This window comes from Pedobacter sp. Leaf250 (genome assembly GCF_920984735.1).
Taxonomy (GTDB): domain Bacteria; phylum Bacteroidota; class Bacteroidia; order Sphingobacteriales; family Sphingobacteriaceae; genus Pedobacter.
The window spans coordinates 148,249-163,893 of record NZ_CAKLBU010000006.1; the positions used below are offsets into that span (position 1 = coordinate 148,249).

The following is a 15,645-nucleotide window of genomic DNA, read 5'->3' on the forward strand; positions in this document are numbered from 1 at the left end:
CGACAAATGTGTAAAACAGAAAAGCATCAGATAACTGAAGTACAATGAGCAAGAATAAAAAAACTTAATCAAAATAATTACTGGGAAATGAATTACACCAATAAATTATCAGCAATAGAAATAGACAGGATTATAGAAATGGCCTGGGAAGACCGGACAACATTTGATGCCATTGAAACACAATTCGGATTGAACCACCAGGAAGTTATTGTGCTGATGAGGCATGAAATGAAAGAGCGAAGTTTTAAAATGTGGCGGAAACGAATGACAGGCAGATCGACCAAACATCAGGCATTGAGAAATTATACAAATTCTAGATTTAAGTGCGATCGTCAGCGGACAATTTCAAATAACAAAATCACCAAACGTTAGCGATATCGGGATGAACTTAAACCCAACATTCCGACAAAAAAATCAGTGCAATCTCTATAGTTGATCAAATCATCAACTATTCATGGAATCTTGAATTGATAATTCTAAATTGATTTGTCCTCACCGACCGTAGTTATTGATGTCATCTCTCCTAAACGTACCGTGTATTTCCATACTCTCATTTATAGCTAAAATCAGGCGTATCAATCAAAGACTGATAATCAGCGCCTTGCAATCATCAGCCATGCTCATCATCGCTTTTGTAAAACTTTAATCTCTTTTTAACATCCTTTTTCATTTTATTATGTTGTTGTAGATAAACAATACAAATGCCATTTACAATAATTTAATAAACATTAGCATGAAAACCAATGACAATTCATTTCGGACCCTAACATCATTAATATTATATACCGCAGGATTAATTATTTTGCTCTGGTTCCTTCATCAGATATTAAATGTAGTATTGATTGCAATTTTTGCCGTTGTGTTTGGTCTTATCATTAATGCCCCAGTAAATAAATTAGAAAAGAAAGGGCTTAAGCGGTGGCTTGCATCGTTAATTGTATTCAGTATAATTTTTGGTATTTCCATTTTGCTTTTTAGGATAGTCATCCCACAGTTGATTACTCAACTAAACAGCTTATTACAAGATTTGCCCGTATATTATAAAGCAGTAACTGATTACATAGACAAACTAATCAATAATTTCCCCCAGCTACAAAAACAAATTGATCAAAGTGAAATTTCAATCTCTTCTGCTATACCATCAATTGGCAATGTTGTAAAGGGCATAGGAAACTTTTCTATTTCATTATTTAGTAACTTATTTATTTTTATCGTATTCATATGTATGATAGTTTTTTTCGTTGGTAACCCTAAGCCTTTGATAGAACTTTATCTTACATTATTTCCTGTAGAAAAACGAGATAAAGCAGCAAATGCTATTGTAAATACTTCGATTATGCTGGTAGGCTGGATGAAATCAAATGTGATTGCAGGAACGATTGAGGCGGTGGTAGTTTATTGTTTTTTAACCTGGATGGAAGTTCCCGGAGCCCTGGTGTGGGCAGCACTTGCTTTTTTCTCAGAATTGATACCAAAATTAGGATTCTATATTATGGCTATTCCGCCTACATTAGTCGCATTATCAGTTAGTGGAATGACAGCGCTATGGTGCCTGATATTCTTTTTAATACTCAATGAACTGATCTCAGATTTTTTAATGCCCAAACTACGTTCTTCCACAATGAACATCCATCCTATGTCAAGTCTATTTATGCTACTAGCCGGAGCGGCAGCATTCGGTTTAATTGGTGCATTGTTGGCCACACCTTTATCTGCTATAATAAAAGCTTATTATGAGGAATTTTACCTAAAACAATTTCCAGAAGATCCTGAACTGGAAAATCGAACCCAGAAAATCATTGAAGCTTAATTTTTAATAGAATAGCATCGATTTTTGATTATGAGAAGGATTCAGGAAATTAAAATAAGAGAGCACCACCCGATTCAGATTGATCTGGGCAGCTTGATTTTATTCTTCTTTATATTGCATTAAAAATAGAGATTCAGTTGAAGATATTATATTAATTCCATTTGCAATAGAAACTTTCGTTAAAACAGATCAGTTGCCTGTCGCCAATAGCGTTTCAAGAAGTGTATTGACATTATTTTTTGTGCTCCAGTTCCAATACCTTTTCAAACATCGGATCATGCTTTTCAAGAAAATCTTTCCCATAAATATGCTCTTTAGTCGTTGTCCGTAATTGTAAATGTTCAATGGTATATTGAACAGGATATTCCACATGATTCTGAAAAATATCACCCACTCGTTTAATGTCTGTCAAATCAATCTGAGGTTCTACCCTGAAAATGAATTTGCTGTAAGGCAGCATGATCATCAGTGTGCTGGCCTGAAGCCCACCAAGAAGATCGGGCGTTTCTCCAATGCTAACCAACTGTTCACTGTTCTTTGCCAGGCTGGAGAGGTTGCTGGCCGAGGAATAGATGAATTTATCCTGAAGCACATATATTTTTCCATCAAAGGGTAAGGTTAAAGTATCTGGTACGACAAAATTAAAATTCTGTTTAATGTAGTACATTTCCGGCGATTTTAGCGTGGGTACACCAGGATCAAAAGTGAAGGTTTTATTCTTTAATACAGAATCCCTGTTAATATGGTAATGTGCCTGAATGTAAGGGCTGAAATTTCTGGCTACCACTACCTTTTTCTTTAAGGTATCACGAACGATTTTCCTTAGGAATTTGCTATAGGTATTATCACTTCCTCCACCATTTCCTCTGATATCGATCACGATACTTTTCACCTTGTGATGATCGAAAACCAAAGCCATCCTACGTTTAATCGTATCTCCCAGTTCTTCCCTCATGGCAGGAATTTTAGCATAAAATATGCCCGACTTCTCAAAATAGTGTGTTACTACGGTATCTGTCTGGCTAAAATAGCCATAGTCGTTGCTTTTCTTGGTTAAATAAGTGACCGTATCCTGTTTAGCGATGTGCAAATTATACCTGTTTTTGTTTTTATCGGCAAAAACAAGTTTGAGCGTACCATTTTTATAGATTTCTGCCGGCCAGTAAAAATTTTCATCGTATACCCTATTCCTCATCCTGTCCCAACGTAATGGAGAAACGAGTGTAGTGAGTGTCTTCACAAAATCATGAATACTTTTGCCATTGCAACTCAGCAACTTCATGCCAGATGGATAACTTTTCCCCTTATAATTAAAGGCTAGCAGATTATAATATTCTCCTGATGTATAAATTAAATTCAGTTCAGGTTTAGCATAATAGGCCTCCTTTAAATATTTAACATATTTGTACATATTAACAGTACTTGCGCTGTCAAAGGATACTAGCTTAGCGGGTACCCAATATTTATTAACAATATCAAGCAAAGTAGCATTTAGCTGACTGGTATGGCCGTCTTGCGAAACGTTAAGCGTCTTTTTAATAATCTGCAGATACTCACCCATTGATGTTTTGGGCGTGATCTTTTTTTTAAGCTGTCTGGCGTACCGATTAAAGTCAATTCCCCTTACCTCTTTATTGTAATATATAACCGGGCTCGTTTGTTTGATATAGGAAACAAGCGAATCATGCTCACTTAGCATTTGAGCGTAAGTTATTTTTGGCAAGTCTTCCGTATTCGTAACCTGGGCTTGGGCATTGGTGCATTCAGCCACAAGAAAAGAGATCATTATTAAAACAAGGTATTTCATCTGTTATTTTTTTTACAAAGAAACTCAAGAGGAATTTCTCAAAATTGTAAAAATCGTTCAGCGATGATTTTTATTTTGGTAAATCCATGCCAGATTGTTCTGCTCTATGGAAATTTTATTTATAAGCTGTTTTGGAGAGTAACCGGAAAATGCTTTAAAATCCTTTATGAAGTGGGCCTGATCATAGTAAAGATTTGCATGGGCAACACTTGTTAAGGCCTGTTTCCTCTGAAGAATTTCATTAAGAATATTCCTGAAGCGATTGGTGTTGATATAGGATTTAGGATTTAGACCAACATTATATTTGAACAGGCGAAATAACGTGGGCGGGCTAATGCCAAGTTTTTTCGCCAGCATATCAATAGTTAGATGATCGCTACCAGTTGAGATGAAATCTAGTGCTTCTTTAAGTTTTTCAGGCTGCCTGATCTTTAGGTTCGACATTAGGATATGTTCTAATTTCTCCGCTCTTTTAAAAAGATCTTCATCGTCAAATATTTCTTCCAGTAAAAAATGACTGTTGCGTCCAAATATATCAAATACATGATCTGCACTCAACAGATCCTGATAAGATTCATTGGTAAAAGCTGTTAAGGCAGCTGGTTCAAATAAGATACAAATCTGATCAAGGGCAGAATGTACATTGACATGAAAAGGCATCTTGTGGAAACCAAATAGTCTGCTTTTGAAACTGGATGAATCCTTTGAAACAATGCAATGATTTGATTTTGAATCACTTGTGTACTCGATTTTATTTTCCTTGTAAATAGCAAGGCAAAGGTTGTTGTTTGGAAAGGTGGAATAACTCACAAGCCCGGCATCTGGCTTTCTGAAGAATAAAAAATATTGAACAAATTTCTTCAGCAATTCATTCCTGGGTTTAATAATTATAGCATCCATTGTTTGTGCGGGCAATGATTTAGGACAACAAAATCACACAAAAATAACAGGATGATTTAACTTTTCATCACGATATATTTCGAATGTCAAAAAAGATTTTTCAAGATCGCAGTTGATCAATATTTTAGTTTTTTGCTCATCGCTTACTGTGTTGAATTTTTTTTTACATCTTTTCCTATTGAATGAAAGAGAGGTGCTCATTGCCCCCATTATATTCAACTCATCATCCGTTAGATTTCATAACGTCGGCATTTGTAACATTAACTGTTGATGATCCAGTTTATGGTCTGATAAATTCTATATATCGTAATTTCTTTTTTTGAACTTTTGTGGAATTCACTTAAACAGTCTCGTAACATGAGCGTATTCCTAAAAACCAAATACAGGACATAGATCTTATGCACATGCACAATTCTAATCATTAATAGCTATTCCACTTCCTCCTATAACTTTTATTCCATCTTTAAGTTGTTTCCAAAACCGGATATAGCGATATTTTGCTTCAAAAGGTATCTTATTATATTCTCCCTTTAGCAACAATACTACGGTAATGACTGCTGTGTCACCGATAATATTTAAATTTTCAGTTTTTGGAAGAAGTTCATTAATTCTTAAATTATCTTCCCTATAGCTATCTATATCCATATTTTTTGTGATAATTTCACCGCTTGGCACAATAAAAAGCAGATCATCGTGAAGAAGTTCATCAAGCAACTTGACATTTCTATCTTTAATTGCACCATATAGTTCATTTTCAAGTGCTAGAATATTGTCTGTTGTTATTATAGTATCCATCATGTATCAAGGTAAATCTGATAAAATATATCTTGTCAGGCATTTATCTACTAAAACAGTATATCATTTAATTTCTAAAAGATTCTCCCTAACTCAGTATCTAAATTATGAAAATAATATGGCTCCAAAACTATCGCATAGTATTTTACGAAGTACTATCATTATAATAATCGAAACAATCTCAGGATAACAGATTTCCATTAGCTATTTTTTTCCTTAATACTAATTATGTACTTACGGATATTCGTTTCCAGGTCATTTGGATAATGATAATTCAATGACTCCGCCAATTCTGTTCCCAATTTATGCGTAATATCCGCGTAAGCAAATAATGATAACCAGTTTTCTTCAATGTTTGATCCAGAGAAGGTAGCAGTAATTTTTTTCTACAAATCCTCTGGAATATACTTTTTAAAAAATCTTCCTTGCTTATTTGTACCTACCTTCCAGTCATTTAAACTTGAAATATACCATTCAATCAGAGGTATTAAAAATAGTAGCTACCGGTCTTCCGAGGTCATAAGGTGATCACTTCTTTAAAGAAAGGAAGTAATCAGGAGGATTAAATTTTTTTGGTGAAGTTTTTACTATTGATTTAAAGGTATTGTTAAAATGAGCCTGATCATAAAAATGATTATCGATTGCCATACTAATAAAGGATGATTGTTCCGGCTGCGGATATGCGATTTCGTCTACCGCGGAACGTAATTTGATGATGACCGCAAACTGTTTGGGTGTTAGTCCGACATGTTTTTTAAATATTTTTTGCAAGTATCTCGATGAGCATTTTATATCTTCAGCCAACTTTTCGATGGGGTAACAACCTTTATTATTTAATAAGATCATGGCGGCCAAATATATCAGTCTGCTGCAGACACTAACAGTTAGATTTTGTGAAAAGAGCAAGGAAATATTTTGACAGATGGTTTGAGCGTTTTGTCCCGGCAGTTTACTCATCAAATCCAAATCTATCCCAGCTAATTCGAATGGCACTATCTGGTCATGAAACTGGTGCATATCAACGGAACTAAAATGTACTGGTGTCCAGGCATGGAGCTGGATCATAGTCGCCTTAGACCCATTTGTGATTGTTACGCTTATGGCTTCGGTCATCTGTCCACAGAAATAAGTCCCTTGCGTTAAATGTTGTTCTCGGCCTTGATGCGTAACCATCAATCCATTGCCCTGCACCACAGCGATATTAAAGCACCCGTTTGGTAAAACCGATTTTCCTGTTACCTCAACAGAATTAGTCGAATTATCCAAAATCCAGAGTTTTTTAATAAAGTATGACAGTGTTTTATCGACTTCGTACTCTTCGTATTTAAACATCATAATTAGCCTTAAATTTGCAATGAATTAATGGATTTCAACATGCAAAATCTTGACCTATTTTCAAGCCCTAAAATTTCCCGGAGATCAAGTGATCCATTTTCAAAGTGGCAATAACGGAACTGATCGGCATCATTGGATTTTATTGCTTACTGTTCGCATTTTTACAATCATAAACTTAGATTTAGCGATAACTTCGTTCCATGCAGAGCTTAAAAATGAAATATAGCAATTATTATCAGAATATTGTTTTAGGTGCAATTACTTATTTATTGGTTTTTAATAATACTGATGTAGGTGCTCAATCAAAAACGAACGTCAGTAATAAAGTTATATTTGGGAATTGGGGCGTTGAGACACAATTCATAAGCAGAAAGATTGCACCAGGAGATGACTTCTACAGATTTGTAAACGAAGGTTGGTTGACAACTAAGACAATTCCTTCAGGTTCCTCTGGTCTGAGCAACTACAGTGAGGTTAAAAAAACAGTAAATGAAAGGATAGCGGATTTGATTACTATGGAATCAAATAAAAAAATATCCTCAAAACCGCTTCAACAATTGAGAGCACTCTATCAGGGCTACTTGGATACCGCTCAAATGGAGACTTTTGGAACAAAGACTATTGAACGCGAAGTTAATCGCATACTTTCAATCAAGAGCCACGATAGTATTGCGAAATGGATGGCCAATCCAAAATCGTTTTCTATTGTAACAATCCATACCCAGCCCGACATCAGCGACAGGAGCAAATTTCTGGTAACTTTTAGCGAAAGTGGCATCGGTCTCCCCTCCCCAATGTACTATCAAAAAGAAGATGGACCTTATCCTGGCTATCTAAAGGCATATAAGGAATATATAACACATGTGCTAAACCTTGTTGGGGTTATTCATGCGGAAAGACGTGCAAGTGACATCATTGAACTGGAAACAAGGCTGGCTTCTATGCAATGGACACCCGCACAATTGAGAGACAGCAAAATCAATTTTCGCAAAATGCCAACTAAAGAACTAGATTCTTACGCTCCGGGTTTTCCATGGAAAGTATTCCTTGAGGAAAGAAAGGTTGCTAATGTTAGTGAAGTTGTATTGCAGACGGATTTAGCAATTAAGGCAAAATCAGCGCTATTTTCTGCCACTCCGGTGGATATATGGGCATCTTATCTCGCCTTCCACTGGGTAGTAAACCATTCAACCCTTTTGCCAACCAGGTTCCGAAAAAGTCAATTTGATTTTTATTCGACTACGCTCAATGGAATATCCAAAGACACAGATAGGGACAAAAAAGCAGTATTATATGTTAATAACCGTTTAGGCCAGCTTGTGGGAAAGCTATATGTAGAAAGGTATTTTAACAATGATTACCTTAAACGTATCCAAGAATTAATGGGATATGTCCGCAGCGCATTCAGATTAAGAATGGAATCCCTGGACTGGCTAGATGAAAGCAGCAGAAGGGAGGCGATAGATAAGCTTAATTCTGTAACTGTTAGAATTGGATATCCAGATAAATGGCCTGATTATTCAACAATTAATTTCAAAAAAGACGATCCCATTGACAACGAACGCCTGATAGCACAGGTAAATTGGGATTATGAACGCTCTTTGCTTAAAAAAGTGTTTACCAGTAAGGAATGGTACCAAGTTCCGCAAACAGTAGACGCAACAAGCAGTAAACTATACAATTCAATCGAATTTCCAGCAGGCATATTGCAACCGCCATTTTTTGACCCTTACGCGGATGCAGCTGTAAACTTTGGCGCTATAGGCGCAATTATCGGACATGAGCTCGGTCACTGTTTTGATGATGAAGGCTCAAAGTTTGATGGTAACGGAAAGTTACGGAACTGGTGGACAACAAATACTCGAATGGCTTTCCAGACGCGTACAGCCCAATTGGTTGAACAATACAATTCCTTTTCTCCATTTGATGGCATTAAAGTTGATGGCAAACAAACATTAGGCGAAAATATTGGCGATCTAACAGGTGCAATTGTAGCCTACGATGCCTATCAGCTCTACCTTAAAGATAAGGGAAATTCGCCTGTTATGGATGGATACACTCGAGACCAGCGGTATTTCCTTTCACTAGCCCAAGTTAGCCGTTCTTTGTACACTCCTGAAGCATATCGTTTAACACTTCGGGACTACCATGCGCCTGCTGAATACCGGGTAAACGGTGTGGTCAGAAACATTGATGCCTGGTACAAAGCCTTTTCTATTGATCCAAAAAATAAACTTTTTTTGTCACCAAATGAGCGCATACGCATATGGTAGGCTTCCAAAAGTGCGATACAATGCTAATTGTAAATTAATTGATGGGCTAAACAAAATGGTCATTCCAATTGATTCAAATGCGAATCTTGGATATAGCATTAGCAAGAAGTCTCATCTTAACATTCTTGAACTAATTGAAGGATAAGTCGTATTACGAGACAAATCCATTTAAAAGAAACTGCGGAATTATAAATGTTCTGGCAAAAAAAAGAGCTCCGGAGAGCTCTTTAATTGCTTATGTAACCTTATGCGGCATCGATTGCCTCACGAAGTGCTTTTGCTGCTGCTGCTGGATCTTCAGCACCATATATTGCTGCTCCAGCTACCGCTACTTGAGCTCCAGCTTTAATTACTGCGGCTACGTTTTCGATATTTACTCCACCAGCGATTGAAACCGGTACACCAGCTCTGGCTGCCTCATCAATCAATACCTGAATGGAATAACCAGCTGTCCATTGCTCATCCAGTCCTGCATGAAGTTCTACAAACTCAACACCAAGTTCAGTAACCTCTCTTGCTCTTTTTACACGGTCAGGATAACCAATAGTGTCCACAACAACACCTTTTCCATGCGCTTTAGCTGCTTTAACTGCGCCAATAATTGTTGCGTTTCCAGCTGCACCCATTACCGTTACTAAATCTGCTCCTGCTTTGAACGCGATATCTGCTTCCAATTCACCTGCATCAGCAGTTTTTAGATCAGCGAAAACAAGTTTATCTGGATGTGCATTTTTCATTGCGGTAATTACTGTTGATCCCATGTTTTTGATCAATGGGGTTCCCAATTCAATAATATCTACATAGGGAGCAACTTTTGCTGCCAATGCCAACGCTTCTTCAGTTGTTAATAAATCTATTGCTACTTGTAATTTTGCCATGATTGTATTTATTTATAATTTGTATTTACTTTATTATTATTCAAGATTTGCGTGCCGCTCCCAAAGTACTTCTGCCGGTGTTCCGTCTATTTTCCAAAGCGACTGAAATACGACGTCCATTAAAAGGAACAAAAACTGTTCAAACAAACTGCCTGCATACTGTTTAGATTTGCCACCCTCAAAATCCTGTTTTCCCGCGGCGGGGATAATCACGGTATGGAAAGCCAGTTTGGCGAGTTCCGATTCTGGCGCAGTGGTCAAAGCGACTACTTTTGCGCCTATAGAGCCTGCTTTTTCTGCAGCCCTTACCATCGAGGCGGTGGTTCCAGATCCTGAAGCGACAATAAGCAGCTCATCTTTTTTAATGGCCGGCGTAGTGGTGTCACCAACAAAATAAACGGTTAGGCCAAGATGCATCAACCGCATTGCCGCTCCGCGAAGTGCAAGTCCTGATCGACCGGCTGCAACTAAAAATATCCTTTTCGAATGCTGGATGGCGTTAATCAGGGGAATTAGATTTTCAGTATCAATTTTCCTTGCGAGCTTCAGATTCTCCTCCAGTACCAGATCGAGGTTCAATTGCAACTCCCAGTTTAATTGTTGAAAATCCAGATGTTCTATTTCGTTTACCGCTGTTTTCATAATATTATTCTTGGCCAAAGGTAGCTTAGCTAATATTCATAGGCTTTACACTAACAGCCTATTTAGTGGGACTATCTGGAAATTATATAAGCAAAAAGTCATAATTAAGGTGCTAAAAATTAAGATTTCCGAATTGTCCACCATAATTATCCATAAGTCCAATCAGAATTAAACTGAGCCTATATCTTTGTAGGATGAATACTGAAACAACCCTTGGACTGGAAAAGGCGGTGCTTTACATCCGCAACTTGAACAACTGTCCGCCGAGCTACCTAAATGATCCGGGGAGAAAGGATTTCTTCGAGATTGTATGGTTGAAAAACGAAGACCCGCTTCATGGAATCTCGGACCCCGCATACCGGATCAAAGGGGACTGGGTATATCTGATTCCACCGTACCGGGTGCATCAGCTCAACAAAGCAGGAAAAAATGGTGAGCTCATTTCTTTCAAGCGCTCGATGCTGGAGGAAGAAGACAAGGATTTTCTGCTTGATCTTTTCAGGATCTTCAATGTTCAGGGCGAATTTTCATGCCTAAGGCTGGATGAGCATGCCGCGAAAGAACTTGGCAATATATACACCATCATGGAGAGTGAGTATCAAAAGGAGAACAACTTTGAGATGATGAAAGCCTTGCTCAAGGTGCTGCTGTTAAAGCTGATTTCAGTTAAGGAGTTGGAATTTACCGGTCATGACATTCACCAAAAGCGGGTTTATGAGTTTTTGATGTTGTTGGAAAGCAACTTCCATACGGTTACCAATATTGATTTTTATGCGGGAAAACTAGGCATCAGCTCGAAAAGGCTCAACCAGATTTTAAAGGAAAAACTGGACAAGACGGGTACACAGATTATCCATGACCGGATTATCCTGGAGGCGAAGAGAAAGATTATCCATAGCGAGGTGACGATCAAGGAAATTGCCTTTGACCTGGGATTTAGCGATCGTCCATACTTCAGCAGGTTCTTTAAAAAACAGACTGGTCAGACGCCAGAGGAATTCCAAAAAATGGCAAGAGCGCATATTGAATCAAATTTGAATACGCTCGTTTAAGGGTGATTCGCGGAGCGATTAACATTTACTATTGAGCTGGTTCAATGATTTTATTTGAACTATGCAAAGTCAATGTTTACGCTGACTTGTAATCTGAACTGTAGCGCTCAGATAAACTGATTAAGAATAGGCCAGATCAATAAACTGCCTGAGTGCCTTCTTAATCTCCTCCTGACCAGAGGACTCTTGCAAGTCTATCCCACAAAAAGGATTTTCCTGCATTTTGGCATGAAGGGTAAGGTAATATACTCCTCCCATCAATAAAGCATACATTGCCCTGAAGTTTTTACTACTACTTTCAAAGTGCCCATCAAAGACCCCACTCAGCACCTGATTACCGATGTCCTCTCGTTTCAAATCAAGCGCTTTCAAAATCGGCAATTTTTCACTAAGCCCCCAGGTAATGATCCGGCGCATCTCCTCATTCTTGATCAGACTGTCAAATTGATTCTCCAATACATTATAGGCAAGCGTCTTCCCGGCATCCGCTTTATTGTTTTGCACAATTTCTCCGATCTCCTCTGAACTGATCTTCCAGTAGTCATTGGTGTTAAGATATTCCTTAACCAGCCCCTCAAGGCTTCCAAAATAATCATAAATCAGCCTCCTATCTACCTTCGCTACCTGAGCAACCCTGCTGATGTTCAGCCCTGAAAAGCCATCCTTTTTAAGGATTTTTCTCAAAGCAGTGATCAGGTTTTCCTTCGTGCGCTCCTTGTTCCTAACCGGACCATCTGTAATTTTTCTCGTCATCTAAATTATACTTTGGTGCAATTTGCAATTTTTTGTGTCCAAGTCAAAGATTCCTCTATAGAAACAAGCGAAGTCCTCATTTTATACAGCAAACATAACTACTGAAATCTACCATTCAGTTAATTGAATAACTAAGCTCTAAGCCAGTAAAATATATTGATTATTTATATCACATTATTGTGATATAAATAATTTTTTGTTAGTTTTGTCTTAGCTTACCAAACTGAACGTAGTTGAAATTAAAATTAATATAAAAGTAAAACATCCATAAAACATGACAACGAATAACCCATCCGCTGCACAAGACCTAAAAAGCCTGATCAAACAAAAAGATTTTTTCAAAGGCATACTTATTGGTATCTCTATCCTTTGGCCATGTATACTCGCTGCTGCCATTTATTTTTATTACAAAAAAGCTAACGTAGCATTGTTTCTTCCCGTTGTCACGATTATTTTAGCTTTTCTTCCGGTCTATTTACGGTTCAAGTCATTGAGCGCTGAGATAAAATCCAAAGGATAAGGTAAAGAGCAGCAAGTAATTTACCTGGTTGATCAAAATGATATTTGATTAAGTCTCTCAATGACTTTCCCTGATCTTCGCCTTCCACCTTGATTTTAATTTTTTCTGCTGTTACCAATTCTTTCTGAAAACGTAATTCATCGTAGGCGATATTAATATCATTAAGAATTTGTCGCATTCTGTCACGTACAGAATTATTCTCTGGTGAATTTTCCTTTAATTTCTGAGCTTTTTGGTTCCATTGTAATGAATCTACAGACTTTTTGGTTGCGAAATAAATCATCTTTCCATCGACAGTGATTCTTACATACAATAGAGCAGTTCCAAAGGCCCTCCTATCACTTCTAACTTAGAAATTAACACTAAAACTGTGCTTTGATTTTATCAAATTTCCCCCTATTTTTTTTACCAAATCCAATACCAAAAGCAGATAAAAAATGGATATATAAACTTGGTAAGTTTGTTAAAAAAATCTATCAAAAAAAAATTCGATTTTGTTGAGAAAACAATAATACTGAGAAAAGTCTGGTATTGGATTTGGTAAAAAAAAGTCTGATATTCTTTTACCTAAACTGATACCAATAAAAAAACGAAACCCCTAAATGAACCATTTAGAGGGTTTTTGATACGATTTGTATCTACAAGTGTCGGAATGGCCGGATGATATTATAGATTATAACTGTCAGATTTTCAAATACATATAACCTCATATAATGTTGTGGTGACTAATTGGTTACTTTTATTTTTAGTCCGGTTTTTAACTAAAATTTCACTTTAAAATTTCGCGATTTACAAAATGAAAAACTGTTTTTTATTGTATTAAAAATAGCAATTAAACTGCTGTTATCAAAATGTATTTCAATCAGACTGCAAAGTTTTTAACTAAATAGGAACGTAAAAAGCTTGGTTTTGACTTGAGCGTTTCATTTAAAATTAAACTGCTAGTCTTGATAAATTATAATAATTGAAACCTAAGAGAAATGCACCCGATCCAATATGGTAATTAATTATTTCAATTAGAAAATTCATATGTCTCAATTATTCAATGAGATTCATTTCCATTCTTCGATTGCCAGCGGTGATTTCCTGTTTAAATAGTTGTCTGGTCAGTTTATCAAAATAGTAGTGGCTTGTAGCTCCAGCGATATCATCTGTTGCCTCGATAATCCACACCGACCGCTCGCCCAGCTTTTTACCCGGAAAGATGCCTGGGGAAACCTTGATCACGCGTGCTTTCAACAGACCTGTTTTTCCGTTAGGGTTATAATCAAAGATATTGATATCTGCTTTCAATGAGGTGTCGATTGGGAGCCAAGCAAGCAGCATGGGATAAAAATTGCTATCAAAATAGCCCTTGTCGACCTGCTGCGCAATCTGGGTACGCTGTCCAGATGTTTTATCCAGGTAATAACCGGTGATGTTTGCTCCAAAACGGAGCATCATGTCCCTTTGCCCATTAGAAGAGGAGTGATAAATTGGTGAAAAGTCAGTTTTATTCACTATGGTGGAATCTATCCAACTAGAGGTTGTTCCCTTTAAGTTCACGGCAGTAATGACTAGAATAGTCTTTTTGGAAACTTTAACTTTCGTATGGACAGTGCCGACTTCGACTCTAGCAGTATCGCGTAACATGATCCACTTCATCTTATAGTCCTGGTCACGGATCCATTTTTGTTTAGCAACTTTTTTCCCAGGAACGATGGTCTGCTGGCAAAAACTGTTTAAAGCAGTTAAGTTTAAAAGCAGTACGAAAAAAAGGTGATAAAATTTCATGTTTGATCAGTTATTACCTATTTGATACCGGACGATAACTTTTGTTACAGGTTAAACGGGTTGTATTCACGATATTATTTCGCAATAGGTTATCAATTTGCACTAAAAGTCATCACGTTTCGATTCCTTTATAATGTCATTAAAAGAATTGAGTATTCCACGAAAAAGGTTATTCAGATCTGAAGAGGTGGCCTTTGCCTTTTCAATTCGGGTTTTTCCAGTAACAGATGGCGACTGGAATAAAAGGGAATCCAGGCTAACAGTCACTTCCTCTCCCATTTTAGGCTGGATATTAATAAGTATATCATAGATGCGAATCCGGTATTTCCCGTCCCTGACATCGAGTTGAACACTGAACTTGTAAATCGGGTATCCCTCCAGACTGCCCACAAGTGATGACCTTTTTTCGATGTCCAGATAGGCTTTGCCAATCAGTTGCCCAGTCGTCAGGTCTTCTGTCTGCAGTACAGGACCGGTATTCTTAAGTTTATCGGCCATCCACTTTTTAGCGCTAGCATATAACAGTGGCTTTTTGACGTCCAACCCCTCAACAATTTTTTCATAGACCAGTTTATCATTTTTGTCCGGTAAATCCTGTTTGTAATCGTAACTCTGGGCAGCGGCAAATTGTATGCTCAAGAATAGCAGTGCACTGTATAGGTAAATCAGCTTAACTTTTATGTTTTTCATCGCGGGTTGAAAGATAGTTTATTAACAATGTTTTCCTTACACTTTTTGATTTGTTTTTTCATACTTTCCAACTCCATCATTTTTCCGTCGATTTGAGCGAGCCTTCTATCCAGCACTTCGATTTGCGTTTGTTGGGTGATCTTCTTTTTATACCAGAGATCGACAACGTCTTTGATCTCGCTGAGGGTAAAACCAACCGCCTTGGCCCAGTTGTATAAAGTTCAGTTTGTCAATCGCTTCCTGATCATAAAATTGGTAGTTATTGGTACTAACGTCGGTTTTGCACCTTCCTTGTATCAGTCCGCTTTTTTCAGAAAACCTCAATGTGGGAATGGGAATGCCTGTTTCTTTGGATAACTGATGAATAAGCTTCATGGGTGTGGAAAAATAAAGTTAAACTATGAAGTATACTGCATA

15 protein-coding genes and 2 pseudogenes are annotated in these 15,645 nt (G+C 37.3%); 4 read left to right on the plus strand and 13 right to left on the minus strand.

Going from position 1 to position 15,645, the window contains the following annotated elements:
- Positions 1-87 precede the first annotated feature (87 nt).
- The gene (locus tag LUA91_RS07045; RefSeq protein ID WP_231425323.1) at positions 88-372 is read left to right on the plus strand and encodes a TIGR03643 family protein; all 285 of its coding nucleotides are present in this window, start codon (positions 88-90) and stop codon (positions 370-372) included.
- A 361-nt stretch (positions 373-733) separates the two neighbouring features.
- Positions 734-1,810: an AI-2E family transporter gene (locus LUA91_RS07050; RefSeq protein ID WP_231425324.1), complete on the plus strand. Its 1,077-nt coding sequence runs from the start codon at positions 734-736 to the stop codon at positions 1,808-1,810.
- Between the two features lie 232 nt (positions 1,811-2,042).
- Here the strand turns inward: LUA91_RS07050 and LUA91_RS07055 are convergent, their stop codons facing one another.
- The 5 genes and pseudogenes from LUA91_RS07055 to LUA91_RS07070 form a co-directional block, all read right to left on the minus strand.
- Positions 2,043-3,617, minus strand: a complete 1,575-nt coding sequence (locus tag LUA91_RS07055) for a S41 family peptidase (protein WP_231425325.1) — start codon at positions 3,615-3,617, stop codon at positions 2,043-2,045.
- Positions 3,618-3,674: 57 nt separating this feature from the next.
- Complete coding sequence (locus tag LUA91_RS07060) at positions 3,675-4,484, minus strand: AraC family transcriptional regulator (protein WP_231425326.1); 810 nt, start codon at positions 4,482-4,484, stop codon at positions 3,675-3,677.
- Positions 4,485-4,931: 447 nt separating this feature from the next.
- Positions 4,932-5,315, minus strand: a complete 384-nt coding sequence (locus LUA91_RS07065) for a nuclear transport factor 2 family protein (RefSeq protein WP_231425327.1) — start codon at positions 5,313-5,315, stop codon at positions 4,932-4,934.
- Between the two features lie 197 nt (positions 5,316-5,512).
- A pseudogene (locus LUA91_RS20725) lies at positions 5,513-5,800 on the minus strand (aminoglycoside 6-adenylyltransferase).
- 40 nt (positions 5,801-5,840) lie between these two features.
- Positions 5,841-6,647: a DUF6597 domain-containing transcriptional factor gene (locus LUA91_RS07070; protein WP_231425328.1), complete on the minus strand. Its 807-nt coding sequence runs from the start codon at positions 6,645-6,647 to the stop codon at positions 5,841-5,843.
- Positions 6,648-6,847: 200 nt separating this feature from the next.
- Here LUA91_RS07070 and LUA91_RS07075 point away from each other — a divergent pair, with 200 nt between their 5' ends.
- A complete protein-coding gene (locus LUA91_RS07075; RefSeq protein ID WP_231425329.1) occupies positions 6,848-8,920 on the plus strand; it encodes a M13 family metallopeptidase in 2,073 nt (690 codons plus the stop codon).
- A gap of 245 nt (positions 8,921-9,165) precedes the next feature.
- On the opposite strand, the gene hxlA is transcribed toward LUA91_RS07075, so the two are convergent.
- On the minus strand, positions 9,166-9,798 hold the full coding sequence (gene hxlA / locus LUA91_RS07080) for a 3-hexulose-6-phosphate synthase (RefSeq protein ID WP_231425330.1): 633 nt from the start codon (positions 9,796-9,798) through the stop codon (positions 9,166-9,168).
- 36 nt (positions 9,799-9,834) lie between these two features.
- Entirely contained in the window at positions 9,835-10,440 is a 606-nt protein-coding gene (gene hxlB / locus LUA91_RS07085) for a 6-phospho-3-hexuloisomerase (protein WP_231425331.1), read from the minus strand.
- A gap of 194 nt (positions 10,441-10,634) precedes the next feature.
- On the opposite strand from hxlB, the gene LUA91_RS07090 reads away from it, so the two are divergent.
- Entirely contained in the window at positions 10,635-11,492 is an 858-nt protein-coding gene (locus LUA91_RS07090; protein WP_231425332.1) for an AraC family transcriptional regulator, read from the plus strand.
- Between the two features lie 120 nt (positions 11,493-11,612).
- On the opposite strand, the gene LUA91_RS07095 is transcribed toward LUA91_RS07090, so the two are convergent.
- The 6 genes and pseudogenes from LUA91_RS07095 to LUA91_RS20735 form a co-directional block, all read right to left on the minus strand.
- Positions 11,613-12,245 carry a TetR/AcrR family transcriptional regulator gene (locus tag LUA91_RS07095; RefSeq protein WP_231425333.1) on the minus strand — a complete coding sequence of 211 codons (633 nt, stop codon included), beginning with the start codon at positions 12,243-12,245 and terminating at the stop codon, positions 11,613-11,615.
- 482 nt (positions 12,246-12,727) lie between these two features.
- Positions 12,728-13,084: pseudogene (locus tag LUA91_RS07100) on the minus strand (Arm DNA-binding domain-containing protein); the annotation flags it as partial.
- A 719-nt stretch (positions 13,085-13,803) separates the two neighbouring features.
- Positions 13,804-14,538 carry a hypothetical protein gene (locus LUA91_RS07105; RefSeq protein ID WP_231425335.1) on the minus strand — a complete coding sequence of 245 codons (735 nt, stop codon included), beginning with the start codon at positions 14,536-14,538 and terminating at the stop codon, positions 13,804-13,806.
- A 102-nt stretch (positions 14,539-14,640) separates the two neighbouring features.
- Positions 14,641-15,228: a DUF4468 domain-containing protein gene (locus LUA91_RS07110; RefSeq protein ID WP_231425336.1), complete on the minus strand. Its 588-nt coding sequence runs from the start codon at positions 15,226-15,228 to the stop codon at positions 14,641-14,643.
- A complete protein-coding gene (locus LUA91_RS20730) occupies positions 15,225-15,404 on the minus strand; it encodes a hypothetical protein (protein WP_370633611.1) in 180 nt (59 codons plus the stop codon). Before LUA91_RS20730 ends, LUA91_RS07110 begins: the two co-directional genes overlap by 4 nt.
- On the minus strand, positions 15,376-15,603 hold the full coding sequence (locus tag LUA91_RS20735) for a MerR family transcriptional regulator (RefSeq protein ID WP_370633608.1): 228 nt from the start codon (positions 15,601-15,603) through the stop codon (positions 15,376-15,378). Before LUA91_RS20735 ends, LUA91_RS20730 begins: the two co-directional genes overlap by 29 nt.
- Between the last annotated feature and the right edge of the window lie 42 nt (positions 15,604-15,645).

What these genes read in the sequence shown, in the direction of transcription:
- LUA91_RS07095 (WP_231425333.1), bottom strand. Translation starts at nt 12,245, where the DNA reads ATGACGAGAAAAATTACAGATGGTCCGGTTAGGAACAAGGAGCGCACG.
- LUA91_RS07105 (WP_231425335.1), bottom strand. Translation starts at nt 14,538, where the DNA reads ATGAAATTTTATCACCTTTTTTTCGTACTGCTTTTAAACTTAACTGCT.
- hxlB (WP_231425331.1), bottom strand. Translation starts at nt 10,440, where the DNA reads ATGAAAACAGCGGTAAACGAAATAGAACATCTGGATTTTCAACAATTA.
- LUA91_RS20735 (WP_370633608.1), bottom strand. Translation starts at nt 15,603, where the DNA reads ATGAAGCTTATTCATCAGTTATCCAAAGAAACAGGCATTCCCATTCCC.
- LUA91_RS07090 (WP_231425332.1), top strand. Translation starts at nt 10,635, where the DNA reads ATGAATACTGAAACAACCCTTGGACTGGAAAAGGCGGTGCTTTACATC.
- LUA91_RS07065 (WP_231425327.1), bottom strand. Translation starts at nt 5,315, where the DNA reads ATGATGGATACTATAATAACAACAGACAATATTCTAGCACTTGAAAAT.
- LUA91_RS07045 (WP_231425323.1), top strand. Translation starts at nt 88, where the DNA reads ATGAATTACACCAATAAATTATCAGCAATAGAAATAGACAGGATTATA.
- LUA91_RS07050 (WP_231425324.1), top strand. Translation starts at nt 734, where the DNA reads ATGAAAACCAATGACAATTCATTTCGGACCCTAACATCATTAATATTA.
- LUA91_RS07055 (WP_231425325.1), bottom strand. Translation starts at nt 3,617, where the DNA reads ATGAAATACCTTGTTTTAATAATGATCTCTTTTCTTGTGGCTGAATGC.
- LUA91_RS07070 (WP_231425328.1), bottom strand. Translation starts at nt 6,647, where the DNA reads ATGATGTTTAAATACGAAGAGTACGAAGTCGATAAAACACTGTCATAC.
- hxlA (WP_231425330.1), bottom strand. Translation starts at nt 9,798, where the DNA reads ATGGCAAAATTACAAGTAGCAATAGATTTATTAACAACTGAAGAAGCG.
- LUA91_RS07075 (WP_231425329.1), top strand. Translation starts at nt 6,848, where the DNA reads ATGCAGAGCTTAAAAATGAAATATAGCAATTATTATCAGAATATTGTT.
- LUA91_RS07110 (WP_231425336.1), bottom strand. Translation starts at nt 15,228, where the DNA reads ATGAAAAACATAAAAGTTAAGCTGATTTACCTATACAGTGCACTGCTA.